At 32.6% G+C, this 23058-nt stretch carries 18 protein-coding genes; 8 read left to right on the forward strand and 10 right to left on the reverse strand.

The features are described 5' to 3' along the window. Nucleotides 1-111: 111 nt before the first annotated feature. The 4 genes from ACVEGE_RS18995 to ACVEGE_RS19010 form a co-directional block, all read right to left on the reverse strand. On the reverse strand, nt 112-1545 hold the full coding sequence (locus ACVEGE_RS18995; protein WP_173856080.1) for a TolC family protein: 1434 nt from the start codon (nt 1543-1545) through the stop codon (nt 112-114). Continuing rightward, nucleotides 1538-4702 carry an efflux RND transporter permease subunit gene (locus ACVEGE_RS19000; protein ID WP_192501718.1) on the reverse strand — a complete coding sequence of 1055 codons (3165 nt, stop codon included), beginning with the start codon at nt 4700-4702 and terminating at the stop codon, nt 1538-1540. The genes ACVEGE_RS18995 and ACVEGE_RS19000 overlap by 8 nt, the downstream gene beginning before the upstream one ends. 29 nt (nt 4703-4731) lie before the next feature. Further along, complete coding sequence (locus ACVEGE_RS19005) at nt 4732-5814, reverse strand: efflux RND transporter periplasmic adaptor subunit (protein ID WP_173856078.1); 1083 nt, start codon at nt 5812-5814, stop codon at nt 4732-4734. A gap of 161 nt (nt 5815-5975) precedes the next feature. Continuing rightward, entirely contained in the window at nt 5976-6371 is a 396-nt protein-coding gene (locus tag ACVEGE_RS19010; protein ID WP_192501719.1) for a hypothetical protein, read from the reverse strand. 436 nt (nt 6372-6807) lie between these two features. Here ACVEGE_RS19010 and ACVEGE_RS19015 point away from each other — a divergent pair, with 436 nt between their 5' ends. The 5 genes from ACVEGE_RS19015 to ACVEGE_RS19035 all read left to right on the forward strand — a co-directional run bounded on the left by ACVEGE_RS19015 (nt 6808) and on the right by ACVEGE_RS19035 (nt 10640). Continuing rightward, on the forward strand, nt 6808-7407 hold the full coding sequence (locus tag ACVEGE_RS19015) for a nitroreductase family protein (protein ID WP_192501720.1): 600 nt from the start codon (nt 6808-6810) through the stop codon (nt 7405-7407). Nucleotide 7408: 1 nt separating this feature from the next. After that, on the forward strand, nt 7409-8473 hold the full coding sequence (locus ACVEGE_RS19020) for an L-dopachrome tautomerase-related protein (protein ID WP_173853426.1): 1065 nt from the start codon (nt 7409-7411) through the stop codon (nt 8471-8473). Nucleotides 8474-8848: 375 nt separating this feature from the next. Further along, nucleotides 8849-9010 carry a DUF1328 family protein gene (locus ACVEGE_RS19025; protein WP_173853427.1) on the forward strand — a complete coding sequence of 54 codons (162 nt, stop codon included), beginning with the start codon at nt 8849-8851 and terminating at the stop codon, nt 9008-9010. Nucleotides 9011-9087: 77 nt separating this feature from the next. Beyond that, complete coding sequence (locus ACVEGE_RS19030) at nt 9088-9417, forward strand: hypothetical protein (protein WP_217424413.1); 330 nt, start codon at nt 9088-9090, stop codon at nt 9415-9417. A 209-nt stretch (nt 9418-9626) separates the two neighbouring features. Beyond that, on the forward strand, nt 9627-10640 hold the full coding sequence (locus ACVEGE_RS19035) for a helix-turn-helix domain-containing protein (RefSeq protein ID WP_192501721.1): 1014 nt from the start codon (nt 9627-9629) through the stop codon (nt 10638-10640). Between the two features lie 190 nt (nt 10641-10830). Here the strand turns inward: ACVEGE_RS19035 and ACVEGE_RS19040 are convergent, their stop codons facing one another. The 5 genes from ACVEGE_RS19040 to ACVEGE_RS19060 are packed head-to-tail and all read right to left on the reverse strand — an operon-like array spanning nt 10831 to nt 17410. Further along, nucleotides 10831-11412, reverse strand: a complete 582-nt coding sequence (locus ACVEGE_RS19040; RefSeq protein WP_192501722.1) for a chemotaxis protein CheB — start codon at nt 11410-11412, stop codon at nt 10831-10833. Further along, complete coding sequence (locus ACVEGE_RS19045; protein WP_192501723.1) at nt 11394-12203, reverse strand: CheR family methyltransferase; 810 nt, start codon at nt 12201-12203, stop codon at nt 11394-11396. Before ACVEGE_RS19045 ends, ACVEGE_RS19040 begins: the two co-directional genes overlap by 19 nt. 9 nt (nt 12204-12212) lie before the next feature. Beyond that, nucleotides 12213-12578: a response regulator gene (locus ACVEGE_RS19050; RefSeq protein WP_192501724.1), complete on the reverse strand. Its 366-nt coding sequence runs from the start codon at nt 12576-12578 to the stop codon at nt 12213-12215. 18 nt (nt 12579-12596) lie between these two features. Next, a complete protein-coding gene (locus ACVEGE_RS19055) occupies nt 12597-16166 on the reverse strand; it encodes a hybrid sensor histidine kinase/response regulator (protein WP_192501725.1) in 3570 nt (1189 codons plus the stop codon). A 26-nt stretch (nt 16167-16192) separates the two neighbouring features. Then, entirely contained in the window at nt 16193-17410 is a 1218-nt protein-coding gene (locus ACVEGE_RS19060; RefSeq protein ID WP_173853432.1) for a hybrid sensor histidine kinase/response regulator, read from the reverse strand. Between the two features lie 623 nt (nt 17411-18033). Between ACVEGE_RS19060 and ACVEGE_RS19065 the strand changes: the two genes are divergently transcribed. From ACVEGE_RS19065 to ACVEGE_RS19075, 3 genes are all read left to right on the forward strand, one after another. Continuing rightward, the gene (locus tag ACVEGE_RS19065; RefSeq protein ID WP_192501726.1) at nt 18034-18603 is read left to right on the forward strand and encodes a pentapeptide repeat-containing protein; all 570 of its coding nucleotides are present in this window, start codon (nt 18034-18036) and stop codon (nt 18601-18603) included. 75 nt (nt 18604-18678) lie between these two features. Beyond that, nucleotides 18679-19566, forward strand: coding sequence for a carbon-nitrogen hydrolase (locus ACVEGE_RS19070; protein ID WP_173856068.1), 888 nt, complete (start codon nt 18679-18681; stop codon nt 19564-19566). 2 nt (nt 19567-19568) lie between these two features. Then, entirely contained in the window at nt 19569-20609 is a 1041-nt protein-coding gene (locus tag ACVEGE_RS19075; protein ID WP_192501727.1) for an agmatine deiminase family protein, read from the forward strand. Nucleotides 20610-20683: 74 nt separating this feature from the next. Here ACVEGE_RS19075 and ACVEGE_RS19080 read toward each other — a convergent pair whose 3' ends face one another. Further along, nucleotides 20684-22951 (reverse strand): M1 family metallopeptidase, encoded by a 2268-nt coding sequence (locus ACVEGE_RS19080; RefSeq protein WP_192501728.1) that lies wholly within the window; start codon nt 22949-22951, stop codon nt 20684-20686. Nucleotides 22952-23058 lie beyond the last annotated feature (107 nt).

Below are 23058 nucleotides of genomic sequence, written 5' to 3' on the forward strand. Positions count from 1 at the left end.
CAGCAATGAAAAATAATCAATACTATTGATATATGTTGTTAAGATTCTGGTAATTTATTATATAAAAAAAGAGCCAGACAATACTGCTGGCTCTTTCGGTTTTTGAATGAGTTAATTCCATCCACCTCCTAAATCTCTGTACACATGTACAAAAGCGTTTAGTTGGTCTTTTTTTGTTTCGATTAATTCTAATTTAGAATCAAGTGCGTCACGTTGCGTCATTAAAACTTCAAAATAATCTGCCCTTGCTGATTTGAATAAATCACCAGCAATACTTATGGATTGATTCATTGCTGCTACTTGTTGTGATTTTAAATTATAGCTTTTTTCTAAATTATTGATATTAGCCATTTGGTTCGAAACCTCCAAGTACGCGTTCAAAACAGTACGTTCATAATTGTATAACGCCTGAAGCTGTCTCGCATTTGCCGAAGCAAACTCTGCTTTTATAGCGTTTCTATTAATTAGCGGTGCCGTAATATCCCCTATCAAGTTATACAATAAAGACTCTGGAAATTTCACTAAATAAGAAGTTTTAAAAGCTTGTAAACCAAAAGCTGCCGAAATATCTAACGATGGATAAAACTCAGCACGAGCTACCTTAACATCCAATTTTGCTGCTGTTAACGCTAACTCTGCTGCCTTAATATCAGGGCGATTCGCTAATAATTGAGAAGGAATACCTGTACGAACTGCAGCGGGTAATACATTCAAAAAATTACTGCTCTCACGTTTGATTTTCTCAGGGTAACGTCCTAGTAAAAAATTGATTCGGTTTTCAGTCTCTACAATTTTTTGATTAATATCAAATTCCATGCTTTTAGACGAGAAAACTTCGGCTTGAAATTTTTGAACAGCAAGTTCAGTTGTTCTAGCCGCTTCCTTTTGAACCTTTACAATTTCAAGTGCATTTTGTTGCAAGTCGATATTTTGTTTTACAATTTCAAGTTGGTTGTCTAAAGCTAATAATTCATAATACGAATCAGCAACCTCAGCAATCAAGTTAGTCACTACAAAATTCTTCCCTTCAACAGTTGCTAAATACCTACTAACAGCCGATTTTTTAGCATTGCGTAGTTTTTTCCAGATATCCACTTCCCAGTTAGCGTAAGCACTAACATTGAAATCAGTTAAAGCCTCTGGAAACTCTTTGCCTGGAGCAATATCAGTAGAAGCATCACCCGCACCTTGACTTGTGTAGCGTCCTACTTTTTCGACACCTGAACCTGCTCTAAGCCCTACAGAAGGTAACAAAGCGCCTTTACGAACGCGAATATCATTCTTTGCGATTTCTATTTCTTGCAAAGTAATCATCAATTCTTGATTGTTTTGTAAGGCAACTTCAATAAGCGCAGTTAAATTAGGATCTTTAAAGTAATTCTCCCAAGTAATTTTTACTGTATTGGTAGTGTCTTTGCTAGTCCCAAAACTTTGAGGAATAGCTTTATTTTCGGGCATAATCACTGATGAAGGTGCCTTACAACTTACTGCAGTAAGGCCAATCATCATTACTATACCATAGCGATAAAATTTTGTTTTATACATTATGATTAATTTCTTCAGTTAATGGATTTTCATCTTCGTCTTTAGAGAGCTTGTGTTTTTCGGATATTTTAGCAAAAATTAAATACAATCCCGGAATTAATACAACCCCACATACAGTACCTATAAACATTCCTCCCGCTGCAGCTGTACCTAAAGTTCTATTACCAATTTTACCTGGATCAGACGCTAAAGAAAGTGGAATCAAACCAGCGATAAATGCAAAAGAAGTCATTAAAATTGGTCTGAAACGCACCATGGCTCCTTCCATGGCTGCATCAATAACAGAGACGCCCTGACTGTGCTTCTGGGCAGCAAACTCTACGATCAATACGGCATTCTTACCTAATAATCCAATCAGCATTATTAGCGAAACCTGAGCATAGATGTTGTTTTCTAAACCAAATAATTTTAAGAATAAAAAGGCTCCAAAAATACCCGCCGGAAGTGAAAATATCACGATCAATGGCAATACAAAACTTTCGTACTGAGCAGCAAGAACCAAATACACAAATCCAAGGCAAATCATGAAGATATAAATAGCCTCGTTTCCTCTAGCCACCTCATCAGCAGAAATACCAGCCCAATCAATACCAAATCCTCTAGGAAGTGTTTTTGCAGCTACTTCATTCACAACTTGAATTGCGGTTCCACTACTATATCCTATAGCCGGAGCACCACTAATTTCGGCTGCATTGTACATATTATGTCTAGTAATCTCTGATAAACCGTATACTTTTTTCATTTTCATAAAAGCAGAAAAAGGCACCATCTCGTCTCTATTATTTTTTACATACAATTTCAAGATATCCTCTGGCAATGCTCTATATTGTGGTAATGCTTGTACAATTACTTTGTATTGACGGTCGTATTTAATGAAACTCGTTTCATAATTACTACCTACAAGAGTGGATAGCGTATTCATGGCATTCTCAATACTTACTCCTTTTTGTTGTGCAATATCATTATCAATATCTAACATGTACTGTGGGAAACTGGCACTGTAAAATGTAAATACCGATGTTAATTCAGGACGTTTTTTTAATGCAGCCACAAAGTCCCTACTTACTGTTTCCATTTTTTTGTAATCGCCTGAACCTGCTTTATCAAGTAAACGCAATTCAAATCCACCTGCAGCTCCATATCCTGGTACCGCTGGAGGTTGGAAATATTCAATTGTAGCACCCGAAATATTTTTAGTCTCTTCCTCTAATTTCTTGATGATTTCTTCCACATTTTCATGACGATCTTCCCAACTTTTTAAGTTGATCAAACAAGTACCTGTATTGGCTCCTGTTCCTTCAGTTAAGATTTCGTATCCTGCTAAGGCAGAAACCGATTTTACTCCATCAATTTTCTCGGCTACTTTTTGAAGTTGTTCCGCAATTTGATTGGTTCTTTCTAATGATGATCCTGGAGGCGTTTGAATAATAGCATAGAACATTCCTTGATCCTCATTTGGAATAAATCCAGAAGGCAAACTGTTGTTGATGAAAAAGATACCCACACAAAAAGCTAGTAAAATACCTATTGAAACTGATCTTCTATTGATGAATATCGTAAGGACTTTTCTATATCCTTCAGACAAATGGTCAAACTTTTTATTAAAACCATCTAAAAACTTATTAATTAAATTTTTAGGACGTGGTTTACCGTGATTGTTTTTTAACATCAATGCGCATAATGCCGGTGTTAATGTCAATGCCACAATTCCTGATAAGATAATTGCTGTAGCCATTGTGATCGAAAACTGACGGTAGAAAATCCCTACTGGACCAGACATAAATGCTACGGGGATAAATACAGCCGCCATCAGGAAGGTAATCGCTATAATTGCTCCACCAATCTCTGACATCGCTTTTTTAGTCGCTTTTCTAGCAGAGAGATGTTCTTCTTCCATTTTAGCATGGACCGCTTCAATTACAACAATTGCATCATCGACCACAACACCAATTGCCAATACTAAAGCAAATAAAGTGATCAAATTTATGGTGATCCCAAAAAGTTGCATGAAAGCAAACGTACCAATCAATGAAACCGGAACCGCAATTGCAGGAATAACTGTAGAACGCCAGTCACCAAGAAATAAGAAAACAACTAATCCTACTAATATAAAGGCTTCAACAAGTGTGTGAATTACTTTTTCGATAGAAGCATCTAAAAATTTAGAAACATCATAACTAATTTCGTAATCCATTCCTTTGGGAAATGATTTTTTTAAATCTTCTAATTTTGCTTTAACATCTTTAATAACCTGACTTGCATTACTACCATACGATTGTTTGATTGTAATTGCCGCAGAAGGTTTTCCGTTGATACTAGAATAAATATCATACATTGAACTACCAAATTCTACATCAGCAACATCTTTTAATCGAAGTAATTCTCCATCAGCGCTAGAACGCACTACAATATTTTCATATCCTTCTTTAGTAGTATAACGTCCTTTGTATTTCAATACATATTCAAATGCTTGTGATCTCTTACCTGAACTTTCCCCAGTTTTACCTGGTGATGCTTCTAAACTTTGATCACTTAAAGACTCCATAACTTCATCAGCAGAGATTTTATGGGCTAACATTCGGTCAGGTTTTAACCAAATACGCATCGCATAGTCACGATTTCCTAAAATATCTGCAACTCCCACTCCATTGATACGTTTAATATCCGAAAGGATATTAATATCGGCATAGTTGTAAAGGAATTTTTGATTGGTATTAGGGTCTTTACTGAATAAGTTGACATACAAAAGCATGTTAGGCTCTTCACGAGTAATTTTTAAACCTTCTCTAACAACCAATGGCGGCAATTTATTAATTACAGATGCCACACGGTTTTGAACATTAATAGCAGCTTGATTAGGATCAGTTCCTAAGTTAAAAACTACTTGAACAGAAGCCTCTCCATCATTACCCGCATCTGATGTAATGTATTTCATTCCAGGAACTCCATTGATAGCTCTTTCTAACGGAATTACTACCGCTTTAACCATCAACTCACCATTTGCTCCAGGATAATCAGCAGTAATATTTACCTTAGGCGGCGAAATAGCAGGGAACTGCGTAACAGGTAGTCCTGTCATAGCCAGAACTCCTAAAAAGACAATTACCAACGATATCACTATCGATAATACCGGTCTTTGTATAAATTTATCAAACATCTTTATATTTTTTTATATAGTTAAACCAACTATTCTGCTCTCAGTCTCAAACTTGATAATACCTTTTTTGGACTTAAATAATCAAATTTGATTTTGTCGTTTTCATTCGCTTTTTGAATTCCGTCAAAAACAATTTTATCACCAACAGTAATACCAGAGTCAATAACATATAAATCAGGCATGTCCCCTTTTATCGTGATTTCTCTTGATTTAATCACATTGTTTTTGTCTACTACAAATACGTATTTTTTATCTTGAATTTCATAAGTCGCTTTTTGAGGAATTACAAGCGCTTGTTTTAAAGGAACAGTCATCATAACGGAACCCGTTTCACCGTTTCTTAGCAGTTTTTCGGAATTAGGGAAACGCGCTCTAAAAGCAATATTACCTGTTTCATTATCAAACTCTCCCTCAACTAACTCCACTTTTCCTTTGTCTTTGAATACATCACCATTTGCAAGTAATAAGTTTACTTTATTATCAGCGCGGTCTTTTATGTGCGTTTGATAATTCAAATATTCAGGTTCTGATACATTAAAATAGGCAAAAATCTCACTATTGTCAGAAAGGCTTGTAAGCAATTCTCCTTCATCAATTAAACTTCCCAGTTTTTTAGGAATTCTGTCAATTGTACCTGAAAAAGGCGCTCTAATTTCTGTAAATGATAAGTGTAATTTAGCTAGAGAAACCTCGGCTCTTGCTTGTTGCAATCTAGCTACGGCAACCGCTTGTTCATTTTTAGAAACAATATTTTTGTCGGCTAGTGTTTTAGCGTTTTGCAATTCAATTTCAGCAGCTTTAGCTTCTCCTTGTGCCTTTAATAATTCGGCTTCATACATTTTTGGCATAATTCTGAACAACAGTTGTCCTGCTTTTACATACTGTCCTTCGTCTACATAGATGTTTTGTAGAAAACCCTTTTCTTGAGCGCGGATTTCAATATTTCGAACTGATTTAATTTGAGATACATACTGTTTTGTGAATGATGTATCAATAACCACTGGATTTGTAACCGTAAACTTGGTTGATTCTTCCTTTTCTTCTTTTTTTGAGTTACAGCTAACAAGGAACAACGTGGCCATAAAGCCCGTAATCATGATAATTTTTTTCATGGCGTAAAATAGAAATTAAGCAATTGATTGATTGAGATTTAGGTATCTCGTTTGGTATTAAAAAAACATCAGTTGCTTCAAATTATTCCATACAAAAAGTTAACGTTAGCTACGTTATCAGTAAAGTCAGTCTAAAATTTGGCAACTAAATTATTTATTGCTCAAATCCTTAGTACTCGTAGTCTAGTAAAAATTGGAGATGAATAACCACTAAATTGTGGAATAACTTTTAAAATATTGTAGTTAAAATCTACAAGGGTAAGACCCGAAATATCTTGATACCAAACTTTAGGTAACAAGTAATTATTGACTGCTAATTTCTTAGCAAAATTACCCTTATTATCAGTACCAATATGAAAATCATCTTCTACATCAGTATCAGCATCTTCAATTAAGTCGCTGTCTTGATCTTTATGAAAAAATTTAACTTGGTGGTTTTTTGCAAGAGTAGTTGTTATGGTATAGCCAATGTGACTATCATTTGTAGTAGCATGTAGATTATTACCTCCGCTAAGCAGAAGAATACAGAAATATGTAAAATATAAAGCTACTCTCATTAGGTGCTCAAAATTAAAATGAAATTTGAGTAAGAAATCTGAATTTAAATGGATAAAAGTAGCGAAAACGTTTTCTCTTTACCGCTCTAAATTCGGGTCAAAAGTATAATGAAATTTTGAATAAATTATGCGTTTTAATACTATTTTAAGAATTATATTTTTAACGCTTTAAAATTCTTAATTCAATAAATAATCCTGACAAAAATTCTTAATTTAAAAGATTTATAATGCGAATAGTATGATAAAAAAGCAATTATCATCACTCTTAGTTTATCTTAATTATATTATATGAAAATTGGGCTCAAAATGTGCATCTAAATCTAAAACTACTGTTAAATAACTAAATTTTAATACTTGTCATCCTATTAATCATTGTGATTGCCTCTTGTAAACGGTACCTTTGCATCTTTACTATTCACAATAAAAATATTCAAAAATGAGTTTTATAAATGCAATGAAAAGTCGTTACACTACTAAAAAGTATGATGATACTAAAAGTATAGATTCCAAAAAAATTGAAGAGCTAAAAGAAATACTTTTACTAAGTCCTTCTTCTATAAACAGCCAACCTTGGCAATTTTATTTTGTATCTGATAAAAAAGTAAAAGAACAATTAGCTGCTGCTTCCTTATTTAATGCCGAAAAAATAAACAACTGTGATACTCTTGTCATTTTTAACGCTATCGATGATGTAGCTTTATTTGAAAAACAAGTAAATGAGAATTTACCTGAGTCAGCGGTTAATTATTTTAATACCTACTTAAAACAATTATCAGATCAGGATCTTAAAATATGGTTTGACAAGCAAGTCTATTTATCCCTTGGTATTTTTCTAGCCGCTTGTGCACAAATGGAAATTGATGCAACTCCAATGGAAGGAATAGAACCCGATAAATATAAAACAATACTTAAACTTGAAGGTTATAGAAGCCTTTTTGCAGTAGCAATAGGATATAGAGCTGCTGATGATACAAACCAACCTAGTGTTAAACCTAAATCGAGATTAGCACAACCAACAATAATTAAAACAATTTAAAATGAAAAAAATAGTCATATTATTACTTTCAATCCTCAGCTTCACAAGTTGTAAGAAAGAAGTAAAAAAAACTCAAGTTAAAACGGAGGAAGTAGTTCCTAAACCCATAATTAAAGAAGTTGCTGTATTTAAAGGTCAACAAGTTACTGGAGTTACCGTAACTCAGGAAGGCCGTATTTTTGTAAACTTTCCGCGCTGGAGAACTGGAGTAGAAAACGCTGTTGCCGAAGTCGTGAATGGTAAAACTACTGCTTATCCTAATGCTAAATGGAATAAATGGGAAATAGGTCAAGACGTAAATGATTCGGTTTTTGTCGCAGTACAATCTGTTGTGGCTTTTAATAATGATTTGTATGTACTTGACACCCGTAGTCCACAATTTAAAGGTGTGATTGGTGCGCCAAAGTTATTTGTATTTGACCTTACTACAAATGCATTAAAAAGAACCTATACCTTCCCTAAAGAAAGTTTTCATAAAGACTCCTATATAAATGACTTGCGAGTGGATCCAGAAAATGGAAGCGTATACCTAACAGATTCAGGTCATGCTGGGCTAATTATTCTAAATATTGAAACAGGAAATGCAAAGCGTGTTCTTGATAATAATGTTGTCACAAAAGCTGAAGTAGATCATTTAACTTTTGAAGGAAAAGAATGGAAAAACAAAGTAAACTCTGATGGAATAGCAATAAACCCTATTAATAAAAAATTGTATTTCCATGCGTTATCTGGTTATACCTTATACGCTATTGATGTACAAACATTAATAAATGGCACAGAAGCTGAGATTGAAAAAGGAGTTGAAAAGATAGCTAAAACATCGGCTCCAGACGGAATGGTGTTTGATACAAATGGAAATTTATATTATGCCGATTTAGAGCATAATGCCATTATGAAAATGGATGCAAAAGGCGTAATTAGTATTTTTGTTGAAGGAGATCAAGTTCGCTGGGCAGATACTTTTAGTATTTATAACAATACGTTATATTATACTAACTCTAGAATTAATGAAGTAACAGGTCCTATTGAAAAAATGACTTTCAGCCTTAATTCAATCAAATTATAATAGTGAACTAAATTATTTGAATTTACATTATATTTTTAAAACCCAACAATATGCTTTAGTATTGTTGGGTTTTTCTTTGAAGAACACTTTCTATATAATTATACTAAAACCGGTATAAAAGATAACAACCTGTTTTTTGTTACATCTAGTGTAGTTAGTATATTATAATGGTTCTCGACTTTGTAAAAACTGATAATTAGATGATTTTATAAATAGTATTCCTATACCATTAATAAGATTTCACTCAATGTGTTCATTAGCCCTAAATGCGATTGAGTTAATTTTTTGATTTTTAGAGTTAAATAGTTCCTCGAATATGTGCCAATTTTGCTACAACAAACAAACAATATATTTATTAACTAAAAAACAAACATTATGTTAAGATGGACAGTCATTTTTATAATTCTAGCTATAGTAGCAGGAATTTTTGGATTCGGAGGAATAGCTGCTGGTGCCGCTGGTATCGCTAAAATATTATTCTTCATATTTATTGTACTATTTATTCTTTCGCTTATAAGCGGTAGAAAAAAACTATAAAGTCATACAATCACATTCTGTTTTATCATTAAACAGAATGTGATTTTTTTTTTTTAAAATTCTAAATAAGAGCTATCATGGAAGAATATGCAAAACACGAAATAGGATACATTAAAAGGTATCAAGAAAAAGGATATGGAGCTAATTTTCTTTTTCAAGGAAACAGCTTAATTGATACTGAAACTAAATACAAATACCAACCAGAGGAAATTTATATTGTTGCACAACACAGGTATGAAGGAATGAGCAATCCTGATGATATGTCTATATTATATGTGATTGAAACGGCAAATGCAGTAATGGGAACTTACCTTTTAGGTTACGGCCCATCTGCTGATTTAGAAGCTGCTGAATTTTTTAATAAAGTTCCCAAGGAAAATTGCTCTAACAATGCTGCTATTGAATAAAACAACCAAAAAACGCTGTTAATCAAGGACTAACACTTTAAGACTAACAGCTTTTTTTATTTAAGTAATCGAAAAGTATAATTACGAAACATTACATAATAATTTTATAATAGCCAGCAATTACTTTATTACGAAATTTGAATTAATAAAAACAACGAAACATATTTACTAAAATAGGGATCGAGTTTTAAACTTTAATAGCAAGCGTAATGAAAAACATAACCATTCAGTCTGGAACATTAAAAGATTTTGTATTTGATCTTAAAAGCAATTTCAACGGCTCATTAGATTGTAATGCTAATGAATACAAATTAACGCTTGACAACGCTTTAATTAAAGGCAGTATTGAAGCAATTGCTTACCAAGAGGAAATGAAGTTCTTTGACTTTGACATTGTTTTTTTAGAAGATGTACAACTAACTATTAATTCTATTAGTTCCTCACCTACCTATTTTGCGTATTGTTCAGAGGGAACTTTAGAGCACAGTTTTGGTATATCCAAAAATATACACAGTATAAAAGCCCAGCAAAATGCGGTAATAAATACTGTAGGAGTAGTATCTAATGTATTCCATTTTAAAAAGAATATAGCCATTAAATTAGCATTAATTGGTGTAGTTACAGCTGCTATAGACGACAAAGATGCTTTGAATTCGAAAATAAAAAACACCTTTATCAATCAACAAGAAAGCTTTGTTCACATAGGAATTCAACATATAAATATCAGTCAAAAATTAGAACAATTAAGAAAAATTGATCAAAAAGGTATTGTTCGAAATTTACTTAAAAAGGGAATCTTACAAATTATTTTAGCAATGGAAATTGAGCATCACTCCAATAAGTACAATGCCACTGAGACAATTATAAATTGTTTAACGCTAAAGCAAATTGACCAAATTAAATTATTATCTAGTGTAATTCAAAAAGAGCCCGCTGATTCTTATTCTATAAAATCATTGGCCAAACAAACAGGATTATCACCTAATAAATTACAAGAAGGATTCAAGTTAATTCACAATACAACTGTAAATGATTTTATAACATTAATTCGTATCGAAAAGGCTGAAAGCTTAATTAGAAACACGGATTTAAATATTTCAGAAATAGTGTATTCAATAGGGTTCACAAGCAGAAGTTATTTTTCGAAAATATTCAAACAAAAATACAATTGCAGCCCTAAAGAATACAAATACAGTCAAAATTCGTTAGCTATTACAGCTTAATATATACTTTTTTCAAGGATTAGAGTAGGTCTAGTCCTTGAAAAGATTAAAACACGTTAGCTATTAAAGCACTAAATACCACTACTACTAAAAAAACAGCTTTTGTCCAAAAGCTGTTTTTTTGTATAACTATTTTTAAAAAGTTAAATTAGTTTTACTAATGAATATTTGATAATAATACAGCCAATAGCTATTGTAAATTATTTAAAAAATCAATAATTTCTTCAATTGTAAAAACACAATCAGGATTTGCGTTTACTAAGGCGCTTTGAGGCATAAAAGGCATTTCGGCAGTAGTTGGATTTTGTACAATTGTAGTTCCTCCTGCTTGCTTAATTGCTTGCAACCCTTTGGTCCCATCTGCATTTGCTCCAGAAAGTACAATTCCTAAAACTCTTGGTCCATAACTCTCCGCAGCTGATTCAAAGGAGACATCAATACTAGGTCGGCTATAATTTATTTTTTCAGAAGCGTCAAGTGAAATAATAGTTTCTTTTTCGAATAATAAATGATAATCTGAAGGCGCTACATAAATACAGCCAGGCAAAATTGCCACTTTATCCTCTACTTCTTTCACCCTCATAACCGATTTTAAATCAATTAAGTCTTCTAAAGTTTTGTCTTCAGTATTTTTTCGGTGCAAAACAATAACTAAAGCATAAGGAGCGCTAGATTTTAACTGCGGTAAGATTTTCATAAGTACTTGCAAACTTCCCGCAGACCCACCTATAATGACAATGTCATACCGATGACCTACTTTATCTTTCTCCATACTTTCTCTTTATTCAATTGCTTGAAATTATCGCTAATGGGAGCAAATTTCATCGTCTCTTTACTTCCTAGGGCAAGATAGCCCAAAGTAGATAAACTAGAATCAAAAAGATTCAACGCTCTTTCTTGTAAATCCTTATCAAAATAAATCAATACATTTCTACATAAAATTAAGTCAAACTCGTTAAAAGAACCATCAGACACCAAATTATGTTGGGAAAAAACCATCTTACCCGAAAATTCATCATTAAACTTTGCGAGACCATAATTTGCAGTGTAATAATCTGAAAAATCATTACTACCTCCTGAGTTTCTATAATTCTCAGCAAATTGTTTTATTGTTTGTAGTCCAAAAACACCTTTGCGAGCTTTTTCTAATACTTTCGCATTTATATCTGTAGCATAAATCAATGATTTGCTTAATAAATTAGCTTCTTTAAGTAAGATTGCCATCGAAAAAACTTCTTCACCAGTCGAGCATCCTGCATGCCATATTCGTATGAACGGTTTGGCGGCTAGATTGGGCAAAACTTCGGTTCTAAGGCATTCATAAAACGAAGGATCTCTAAACATTTCTGTAACGTTCACAGTAATCTCTTCGACTAATCGTTTGTAATACTCCGGTTCCGACCTGATTTTCGATAAAAAGTCTGAAAATCGCGTAAAGCCATCGAGTTGATAAATTCTATCTACTCGTCGTTTTAATGAAGCTCTGGAATAACTTCCAAAATCAAAACCGTAGTATTCATATACTACATTAATTAATGTTTCTAATTGTAAATCCTCAATCATAAAATTTCATTATATATTTCGCAGCGAGTCGAGTAATTTATCTACATCAACTGGTTTAGAAATATAATCATCTGCACCCGCTTCTAAACATTTCTCTCTATCTCCCATCATGGCTTGCGCGGTAACCGATACGATATAAGTTTGTTCCCGTAACGGAATTTTTTTTATCATAGGTATTGCTTCATAACCATCAATATCAGGCATCATCATATCAATAAGAATGGCATCAATGGCATCATCAGTGCTTAAGATTTTTAAAGCTTCTTCAGCACTTAAACAAGACACACATTCAAACGAACGAGCTCGTAATGTAGCCGAAAGGGCAAATATATTTCGAGCATCGTCATCAATAATTAAAACTCTCTTTTTAGTCATATCTAAAGACATTATATTTTAAAAATTATCATAAAGCCACACACGTAACAATGATAGCAACTGGTCAATATCTACTGGTTTAGTAATATAGTCAGATGCGCCTGCTTGAATGCATTTTTCTCTATCCCCAGTCATTGCTTTTGCAGTTACAGCAATTACGGGTAGGTTTTTTAGTTTTTCGTTTTTTCGAATGATACCCGCCGTTTCATAACCATCCATATTAGGCATCATCATGTCTAATAAAACAATATCAGTTTGTGGATTTTCGCCTAAAACTTTCAATGCTTCTTTCCCGTCAATGGCAGTGATTACATTCATTTTAAATACTTCTAGCGCTTTTGTAAGCGAGTAGATATTTCGAACATCATCATCAACGACTAAAACCGTTTTATCTTTTAGGATATTATTTAAGAGATTCATTTTTTTATAGACGTCTTTTTTACTACTTTCATCTTTATTCTCTTCTACAAGATGTAAAAACAAAGAAACCTCATCCAACATTCGTTGATAAGAATGTGCAGTTTTTACAACAATAGAATCAGCGTATTTTTTGATTTTCAGCTCCTCTTTCATTGATAAACTCTTCCCTGTAAAAACAATTACTGGTAGTTTTTCTAAACCGTGATTCTTTTTAACTTCTTCTAGGATTTCATACGCTTTAGCATCAGGAATTCCCATATCTAGAATAACACAATCAATTTCGTTATTACTTAAAGTTTGTACCCCATCATGAACTTCACTTTTAATTTCCGACTTAATATTATATGTCTCTAAAAAATAAGAAAGCGCTTCAGCATGTTTGGGATTATCCTCAATGATAAGTACTTTTTGAGACTCTTTATTGATGATTTGCTCAATGTGTTTAAAAATTTCAGGCATTTTTTCAAATGCGACTGGTTTATTCAAGAAGTTAACCGCTCCTTTCAACAAACTTTCTTGTTTTAATTGATGCGAAGACATAATGTGAACCGGAATGTGTTTTGTTTTCCAATTTCCTTTTAACTCTTCCATCACTTGCCATCCATTTTTAATAGGCAATTGAATATCTAATAAAATACCAACCGGGTTGTATTGTAAAGCATACGTCAAAGCATAATCTCCCCTAACAGAGACAACACCTTTGTACCCACGTTGACGACTAAAAGACAATAGCGATTTAGCAAAATTCACATCATCTTCAACAATTAAAATAACTTTATCTAACGGGGTGATTGTATCACGATCATCAGCTACGTCATCAGGTATCGTTAAGCTTAAATACTTGTTTGCTTCTTGTTCTTTTACAATAGTTACTATTTTTTCTAATTCAGGAACAACTTTCTCTTCTTCAATTATTCTATCTATTGTAGAACCTACAATGGGTACAAGTAAAGTAAACTCACTTCCCTCACCCATTTCACTCTTTAGTTTTATCTCTCCTTGTAGTAACTTAGCTAGCTCTCTACTAATTGACAAACCTAATCCAGTACCACCATATTTCCTTTTAGTAGATCCATCAGCTTGCTGAAAAGCTTCAAACACGAGCGGTTGTTTTTCTAATGAAATTCCAATTCCAGTGTCTTTTACTCCAAACGAAATCATTTGCGGATCCTTAGTATCTTTCTTTATTTCTAAAGTTACGCTTCCTTTTGAGGTAAATTTTATCGCATTAGAAATCAAATTTTTAAGAATTTGTTCTAATCGCATTTTATCAGTCTTAATGACTAAAGGAGCAGCATGAGCGTCAATTTCGAAAATTATTTTTTTATCTCTGGCTACTTCGGTAAATAAATCTTTTAGGCCATCAGTAACTTCTTTAGTTGATACTTCAGTCAGTTCTAATTCCATTTTTCCAGCCTCAATTTTTGATAAATCTAAAATTTCATCAATCAAACCTAACAGTCCGTTTCCAGAACTTTGAATCACTTTAGCAAACTCAATTTGCTCGCCATTCATATTATTATCATTATTCTCTGAAAGCAGTCGACTCAATAATAAAATAGAGTTTAATGGCGTGCGCAATTCATGAGACATATTTGCTAAAAACTCCGACTTGTATCTCGTAGTTAACTCTAAATCTTCTGATTTTTTTTGAATCTCCGAATTTTTTTCCTCTAATAAAACACTTCTTTCAGCAAGTTCTTCATTAGTTTGCTGTAACTCTTCTTGTTGCACTCTTAATTCTTCTTCAGAAGCTTGCAATTTTTCTGTTTGCGTTTCTAATTCAGCATTAATTGCCTCCATTTCGCTGTGTTGCAAACGCAATTCTTCTGATTGTGATTGCGTTTCTTCAAGTAATTCGTTTAAGCGTTTTCGGTTTTGAGTAGCTTTTATTGCTATTCCTATATTACTAGCAACTGCATTTAAAAACTCAAATTCAATTTCTGAAAAACCTTTAACGCTCGCTAATTCAATAACACCTTCTACTTTATTATCCTGTAAAGGGATAGCAATAATATGAGAAGGCTTCACCTCTCCTAAACCGTAAGAAATTCTAATATCATCATCTGTAAAAGTTTTAATTTCTATTAGCTTTCGCGAAATTGCTGCTTGTCCAGTAATTCCCTGACCTATTTTAAAGCGCTCTTTGTCTTTATTAGGAATATAGCTGTAACCAGCAGCTCTATACAATTCATCTCCTTCAGTAATATAAATAAGTCCAGCACTACTGTTAGAGTAAACTGCTACAAATTCTATAATATCCTTAGTTAAAACGGTTAATTTTTTTTCACCAAGCATAATTTCATTAAGCTGAGCAATACCGGTTTGTAACCATTCTTTTTCTGACAATGATTGAAAAGATTTCCCTAATGCTATTCCCATATTATTTAGAGAAACCCCTACATTACCTAGTGCATCACTCTGGTTGTCGTCTACTCTAATATCATAATGTCCCTCAGATAATTGAACCGCGATACTACTAATGGCTTTTATACGTTCAGCAGTTTCAAAATCCTTACGTTCTAACTCTTTTTGAAGTGCTGTTCTTTCTTTAAAATCTTTCAAGATTCTAAATAGCATTAGTACACTAATTAATATCGCTATTAAAAAAGCTACTACTATTAAAACAGAACTATAGTTACCAAAACGTTCTGAAGTAGCATTGCGTTTTACTAATAATGCTTGTTCATTTTTTTCGATACGTTTAACGATAACTTTAATTTGCTCCATTAAAATTTTACCCGTGTCTAAGTCGTAATTTTGAACATTTACCCCTATTCTTTTGTCACTTACGCGGTACCTTAAAAACTTAAACAGCTTATTTCTAATAGGTTTTAACTCCTTTAGACTGCTTTGTTGTATAGGATTATCAACTGTTAATTGTTCAATTTTTTCAAAGGCAGCATTTGCTTTTTCTTCTGATTCATCAAAATGACTTAAAAAATCTTCTCGACCTGTAATCAAGAAACCGCGCATGCTTGTTTGTGCTTCTACTAAATTATTAGTTCCTTCATTAACATTATAGATTATTTCCTGAGTATGATTAACAAGTGCCATACTATCAAGAAGGCTTCTTATACTCATAAAAGAAGCTAATGAACTCACCATTAACACCACTATCGATATTCCCGAACTAATATAAAGATTACGCTTAAAATTATTTCCCATGTACTATTTATAAACCTATTATTATTTTAACTATTAAAGTCTAATGGCAACACTATTATAAAATTTGCCCCTTCTCCTTCTTTACTTATTGCGGTAATTAAACCGTTGTGTTTCTCTATTATTTTTTTGGCTATAGCCAATCCAATACCAGTTCCTTCATACACTTTGCGGTCACTAAGACTCTGAAAAATCATGAAAATTTTATTCAAGTATTGATCATCAAAACCTATTCCGTTGTCTTTTATCGAAATTCGGCAAAACTTTCCTGACTCAGAAACGTTACTATCAAAACTTCTTTCTTCAATTAATTCCGATGTAATATCTATAACTGGTAACACATCTTTTTTAGCAAATTTTAATGAGTTCCCAATCAAGTTTTGAAATACTTGTCGCAATTGTGTTGGAATTCCATTAATTGTGGGGAGTTTATTAATATTGACTACCGCTTTTTTATCCTCTATTAAATAATCTAAATCGTTAACAACCTCAATTGCTAATTCTTCTAAAGGTGCTTTTTCAGGATTTACTTTTGCTGACAAGCGAGAATACTCTAATAAATCAGTGATTAAATTCTGCATCCTCTCGGCGGCTTTCACCGTGCGGTTTACATAATCAATAGCTTTTTCATCTTCTAAAAGGTATTTGTCTTTAATGATATTGATAAAAATTTGAATCTTACGAAGTGGTTCTTTAAGATCGTGAGATACAACCCAAGAAAATTGCTGTAACTCGTGATTTTTAAGCTCTAATTCCTCATTTTTAGTAACCAACTCTTTCGTTCTTTCGGCAATTTTTACTTCTAAGTTCTCTTGCGCCTCTTTTCTAACTTCAACCTCTTTAGATAATAAATCTCTTATATCTATGAGCTCTTTTTGTTGTTGATAGATTTTTAAGAATGTTTTTACTTTTAAAATTAGTAAATCAGAGTCCACTGGTTTTGTGATATAATCAACTCCACCTGTTTCATATCCTTTTGAAATAAATTTCTTTTGTTTATTTACCGCTGATAAAAAGATAACCGGAATATCCTTAGTACGATTATTGCCCGCTAATATCTCAGCAACTTCAAATCCATCCATTCCTGGCATTTGAACGTCCATTATGATAAGTGCATAATCATTCTTTAGAATTTTCTTCAGCGCTTCTTCACCAGACTCAGCCGAATCAACATCTAAATTATGAAGCTCCAATATTTTTTTTAAAGCGATTATATTGGCTTTAATATCATCAACAATTAGTATCATAAATTTGTATTTCTTTCACTTTTGTTTTAAACAAAAATCATGCATTAAGTAACTTTACATTATAAAATAATTACCGTTCTAAAAGGCAAATTTTCGAGTTAACGAAAATAGTTTTTTTCTTATAAAAGAAACAACTTTATTTTAAACATTATTTATTTAAAAAAACTTTCATAAATAAATCTACTAAAATATATTTTTCAGTGATTCAAAATTAAATAAAAGAACTTAAAAACCGTTATAAATACAATTGAATTTTAATTATTTATGTAAAAAAAAGCATACTAAAAAAAAGTACATTATAATCTTATAACTTTATCATAAAATCCTATAATTAATATCTTTAAAAAAACATAAACCCTCTAATAACCTAGTATTTAGAAGCTTTTAATATTTTACTTACTACCTAATTAAAAACTATAAAAAGTGAATATCAACGTCTAAAAAATCATCTTTTTTATCATTTTTTTTAACACTAAATACTTTTAAAAAATCTTTCTTTTTAACCTTGAAAATCATTAATAAACAGCACGATATTTATATTAAAATAGGTTTTAATACTGCATTATTTTTTGTTAATTTGTAATTCCTATCCATTATTACTAAACGGATTTTTACACACTTGAATGACAGCCTATTTACTCGATAAAAACTATACAAAAATCCATTATAATGTGGATGATTTAAACCATCAAGAATTTGAATCTTGTGTTTTTGAATCTTGTGATTTTTCTGACTGTAACTTTATTGCAGTAACTTTTATAGACTGTACTTTCAACCACTGTACTTTTGATAATTCGCAAATAAATCATGTTGCCCTTAGAACTGTTTATTTTAATCATTGTAAAATAAGCGCTGTTAATTTTGCCATGTGCGACAAGCTTATTTTTGAAATACACTTTAAAAACTGCGTTTTAGATTTCTCTAAATTTTACACTCTAAAAATGAAAGCTACTACATTTAAAGACTGTAGTTTAGTTGCCGTAGATTTTATGAGCACCGATTTAACAGATGTCGTATTTGAAAATTGTGATTTATACCGAACTGAATTTGCTGGAGCAAAAGCCAACAAAACAGACTTTAGAAGCAGTTATAATTATATCATTGATCCTGAAAAGACAAAATTAAAGAAAGCTTTTTTCTCACTCGAAGGTGTAAAAGGCTTATTAGCAAAACATAATATAACGGTAGTATAAATATTTCTTAAATCAAATAGGTGATTTTCTACTCTTTATAAAATTCACTATTTTTGTACTCTAAAAATTAATAAGATGCCAAATAAAAAATATAAAATAGCGGTTATTCAACTAAATCTTAATGATGTTGCCGAAAACAACCTCAAGAAATGTTTGAGTTGGGTACGCGATGCTGCTAGCCAAGGCGCTGAGGTTATCTCTTTGCCCGAATTATACAGTAGCCACTACTTTTGTCAAAGTGAAGATGTTGACAATTTTGCTATTGCAGAACCTTTATACAGTACTTCTTTTATAGCTTTTAGCGCTTTAGCAAAAGAGTTAGGTGTAGTAATTATTGTCCCTTTTTTCGAAAAAAGAATGGCTGGAATATATCACAACAGTGCATATATTATTGATACTGATGGCTCAGAAGCTGGTTTGTACCGCAAAATGCACATTCCAGATGATCCTCATTTCTATGAAAAATTCTATTTTACTCCTGGAGATTTAGGTTTTAAAACAATCCCGACACAAAAAGGAAAAATTGGAACACTGATTTGTTGGGATCAGTGGTATCCAGAAGCTGCTCGTTTAACGGCTCTTAAAGGTGCTGAGGTATTATTTTACCCTACAGCAATTGGATGGCATCCAGGTGAAAAAGAACAATACGGAACTAACCAATACGGAGCTTGGATGAACGTAATGAAAGGTCATGCTGTAGCAAATGGTGTTTATGTTGCTGCTGCAAATAGAATTGGTCTAGAAAAATATTTACCTGATACTGACGGAATCGAATTTTGGGGTGCTTCATTTATTGCTGGTCCACAAGGTGAAATTTTGGCGCAAGCCTCACACGACAAAGAAGAAATCTTAATTGCCGAAGTTGATTTAGACTTACAAGAAAACGTACGTCAAAACTGGCCGTTTTTTAGAGACAGACGTATCGATGCTTTTGGAGATATCACTAAAAGAGCAATTGACTAATTATGACTGAAAATAAAAGAAGGTTTCCTGCTGAATGGGAAAAACAACAAGGTGTTTTACTTTGCTTTCCTCATAACGGAAATGACTGGCCAGGAAAATACGAAGCCATTAAATGGACTTTTGTTGAATATATTAAAAAAGTAGCAACTTACGAAACTGTTTTTTTAGTAGTAGCCGATGAAAAATTAAAAGAAAAAGTAACTGAAATGCTAGAAATGGCAAAGGTTAATCTTGATACTATTTCGTTTATTATTCAAAAAACAAATAGAAGTTGGATGCGCGACTCTGGCCCTATTGTAATAAAAAATGGAGAAAATAGAGAAGCTTTAAATTTCAATTTTAATGGATGGGCGAAATATAAAAACCACCAACTAGACAGGAACATTCCTGCTACAGTGGCTAATTTTCTAGACATACCGCTTACCCAAGTAAGGTACAAAGGAAAACCAGTAATTGTTGAAGGTGGCGCCATTGATACTAACGGAAGAGGAACTTTACTAACCTCTGAAGAGTGCTTAATGCATCCTAATATTCAGGTTAGAAACCCTGGTTTTACAAAAGCAGATTACGAAGCCGTTTTTAAAGAATATCTTGGAATCACTAATGTGATCTGGTTAGGTAATGGAGTTGAAGGTGATGATACGCATGGACATATTGATGATTTATGTCGTTTTATCAATGAAGATACTATTGTAACCATTATTGAAACAGATGTAAATGACGCTAACTACGCCCCATTGCAAGACAATTTAAAACGTTTGCAAAATGCCAAATTAGAAAACGGAAAAGCACCAATTGTAGTGGCTTTACCAATGCCAAAACGGGTTGATTTTGAAGATTTAAGATTACCAGCGAGTTATGCTAACTTTTTGATTTTAAATAAATGTGTATTGGTCCCTACTTTTAACGATGCTAATGATCGTGTAGCACTAAATATTATTGCAGCATGTTTTCCTGATAGAGAAGTTATTGGGATTAGTGCTATTGATTTAATTTGGGGTTTGGGTACTTTACATTGCTTAAGCCAGCAAATACCAGAATAAAACGCTCAATATTGTTATAATAAAAAACACCAGCAAATTTGCTGGTGTTTTTGTATGCTATAAATTGGTTCAAATTATTTGTCCTTCGTAAAAGGAATTTTTTGATTATCACTAATGATCATATCAAAACCGTTTTTATCTTCATTAAATTGGAATTTTAATCCCGCTCTTTTAGATTCGAATAAATCTTTTCCAACTGGCTCCACTGAAAATTCAGGATAGTCAGTAATTGCAACATTCAAAACACTATTTTTTTCTGAAAAGGTAATTTTAATAGGCGCTTTAGTATTAGAATATGTACCTAAATAACCATCTAAAATAATGTCTTTTTCAATAACACCTGTTCCTGAAGACCAAACGTTATTTGCTTCGTTATTATCAGGCAAAACATGTTCTGGATCTAAAGTGATGCTTTCTATTTCTTCGGTAGAATCATGTTTAAATGACCATGAAGTATTTCTTTGCCATATTTCAACAGGTAATTGCACTCTATCGATTTTACCACTTTTAGTTTTTACATCTAAAATAACAGGCATAGGCATTTTTTCAAAATTCTCAATAGTAATAACCACCCCTTGTTTTGGATCGTTTTTTACATATTTGATTCCGTTAATTCCTTGGTCAAATTTCCAGTTGTATTGAAACCAACCTCTCCAAAACCAGCTTAAATCTTCACCTGCAACGTTTTCCATTGTTCTAAAAAAATCATCTGGTGTAGGGTGTTTAAAAGCCCAACGTTGTACATATGTTTTAAAAGCCATATCAAAACGTTCTTCACCTAAAACTTGTTCTCTTAAAATTACAAGTCCTGAACTAGGTTTAGCATAACATAAAAGCCCAATATTTCCTTCCTGCATGTTATCAGGAGAGCTCATTACAGTTTCTAATTCAGCGTTAGTATATCTATCTGCTAATTTATGTAAGTCTGAAGCTGGCGTTTTATATTCTCCATTATTGAAATCAACAGAGCTTAATGAGTTGATAAAAGTATTAAAACCTTCATCCATCCAGCCAAATAAACGTTCGTTAGAACCTACAATCATAGGAAACCAGTTGTGACCAAATTCATGATCTGTAACTCCCCATAAATCTTCTCCTTTAGATTCCCATCCACAAAAAACGATTCCTGGATATTCCATTCCTCCTTCATTTCCTGCAACATTTGTTGCTACTGGATAAGTATATTCTAACCATCTTTTAGAGTAGTTTTCGATAGAAGCTTTAGTAAATTCTGTAGAGCGTCCCCAAGCTTCGTTTCCAGCACTTTCTGAAGGATAAGCTGATAATGCTAATGATTTTTTGCCACTTGGAAGATTGATTTTAGCACCGTCTAAAATAAAAGCTGGAGAAGATGCCCAAGATAAATCTCTAGCATTCTTCAATTTATAATGCCATGTTTTGGTAGCTGTAGTAGTTGTATTTGCTAGAGCAACAACTTCGTCCTCAGTACGAATCATAACTGTTTTATCACTTTGTTTCGCTTGTGCTAATCTACTTTGTTCAACTGTGCTATAAACCGCTGTTGGGTTTAACAACTCGCCTGAACAAACTACAATGTGATTTGCTGGTGCGGTGATATTTACATCAAAATCTCCGTATTCTAAATAAAATTCTGACGCTCCTAAATAAGGATTGGTATTCCATCCTCTTACATCATCATAAACACACATACGCGGGTACCATTGTGCAATAGTAAAAATTTTTCCGTTTTTTGTATCTAAAACTCCAGTACGGTCTGAACCTTCCAAGGGAGAAATGTAAGAGAAATCAATTTTAATTTTAACTGTTCCACCTTTTGCTTTTAGCCCTTCCGGAAGAAAAACTTGCATTCTGGTATCTGTAATTAAAAATTTAGCTTCTACTTCAGTAGATTTACCTTTTGTAGTACTAACAATTTTAACCGATTTTATTTTATGACCTCCGTCAAAGACTTCTCCTTGCGCTCCATTGCGACTACCAGTTAAAGGTACTACAGCATTACCGCGAGAATCCGCTTTGAATAAATTTTGATCAACATTCATCCAAACAAAATTCATCTTATCTGGACTATTATTAGTGTAAGTAATCACATCTGTACCTACAATTTCATTATTTTGAGCATTTAATTTTGCGGTAAGTACATAATCAGCTCTGTTTTGCCAATATTCTGCTCCCGGTTGCCCACTCGCTGACCTTGTACTCGTTCCGTTTTTTGTATAAAAAAAGGGAGCAAAAGCATCATGATAATTGTAATTTGAAGTTGGCGTTGTAGCCTTACTTTCAGGTGTTTGTTGTGCCCAGAGCGACGAAACTCCTAATACTAAAGCCAATTGAAGTATGGCTTTGAACCTAATATTTTTCATGTGTTATTATTTTACAACCAAATTAGCAAAAAAAAACAGATTGGTAAATAAAAAACAGTAATAGCTTTAAATTTTAAGTAAAATTTATATAACTCCACATATTTTGC

The sequence above is a fragment of the Flavobacterium sp. PL002 genome (assembly GCF_054165825.1).

Coding starts and splice junctions, on each gene's coding strand:
- ACVEGE_RS19015 (WP_192501720.1), top strand. CDS start 6,808: ATGAGTTTTATAAATGCAATGAAAAGTCGTTACACTACTAAAAAGTAT.
- ACVEGE_RS19005 (WP_173856078.1), bottom strand. CDS start 5,814: ATGAAAAAAATTATCATGATTACGGGCTTTATGGCCACGTTGTTCCTT.
- ACVEGE_RS19020 (WP_173853426.1), top strand. CDS start 7,409: ATGAAAAAAATAGTCATATTATTACTTTCAATCCTCAGCTTCACAAGT.
- ACVEGE_RS19065 (WP_192501726.1), top strand. CDS start 18,034: ATGACAGCCTATTTACTCGATAAAAACTATACAAAAATCCATTATAAT.
- ACVEGE_RS19080 (WP_192501728.1), bottom strand. CDS start 22,951: ATGAAAAATATTAGGTTCAAAGCCATACTTCAATTGGCTTTAGTATTA.
- ACVEGE_RS19050 (WP_192501724.1), bottom strand. CDS start 12,578: ATGACTAAAAAGAGAGTTTTAATTATTGATGACGATGCTCGAAATATA.
- ACVEGE_RS19060 (WP_173853432.1), bottom strand. CDS start 17,410: ATGATACTAATTGTTGATGATATTAAAGCCAATATAATCGCTTTAAAA.
- ACVEGE_RS19055 (WP_192501725.1), bottom strand. CDS start 16,166: ATGGGAAATAATTTTAAGCGTAATCTTTATATTAGTTCGGGAATATCG.
- ACVEGE_RS19045 (WP_192501723.1), bottom strand. CDS start 12,203: ATGATTGAGGATTTACAATTAGAAACATTAATTAATGTAGTATATGAA.
- ACVEGE_RS19025 (WP_173853427.1), top strand. CDS start 8,849: ATGTTAAGATGGACAGTCATTTTTATAATTCTAGCTATAGTAGCAGGA.
- ACVEGE_RS19010 (WP_192501719.1), bottom strand. CDS start 6,371: ATGAGAGTAGCTTTATATTTTACATATTTCTGTATTCTTCTGCTTAGC.
- ACVEGE_RS19075 (WP_192501727.1), top strand. CDS start 19,569: ATGACTGAAAATAAAAGAAGGTTTCCTGCTGAATGGGAAAAACAACAA.
- ACVEGE_RS19070 (WP_173856068.1), top strand. CDS start 18,679: ATGCCAAATAAAAAATATAAAATAGCGGTTATTCAACTAAATCTTAAT.
- ACVEGE_RS19035 (WP_192501721.1), top strand. CDS start 9,627: ATGAAAAACATAACCATTCAGTCTGGAACATTAAAAGATTTTGTATTT.
- ACVEGE_RS19040 (WP_192501722.1), bottom strand. CDS start 11,412: ATGGAGAAAGATAAAGTAGGTCATCGGTATGACATTGTCATTATAGGT.
- ACVEGE_RS19030 (WP_217424413.1), top strand. CDS start 9,088: ATGGAAGAATATGCAAAACACGAAATAGGATACATTAAAAGGTATCAA.
- ACVEGE_RS18995 (WP_173856080.1), bottom strand. CDS start 1,545: ATGTATAAAACAAAATTTTATCGCTATGGTATAGTAATGATGATTGGC.
- ACVEGE_RS19000 (WP_192501718.1), bottom strand. CDS start 4,702: ATGTTTGATAAATTTATACAAAGACCGGTATTATCGATAGTGATATCG.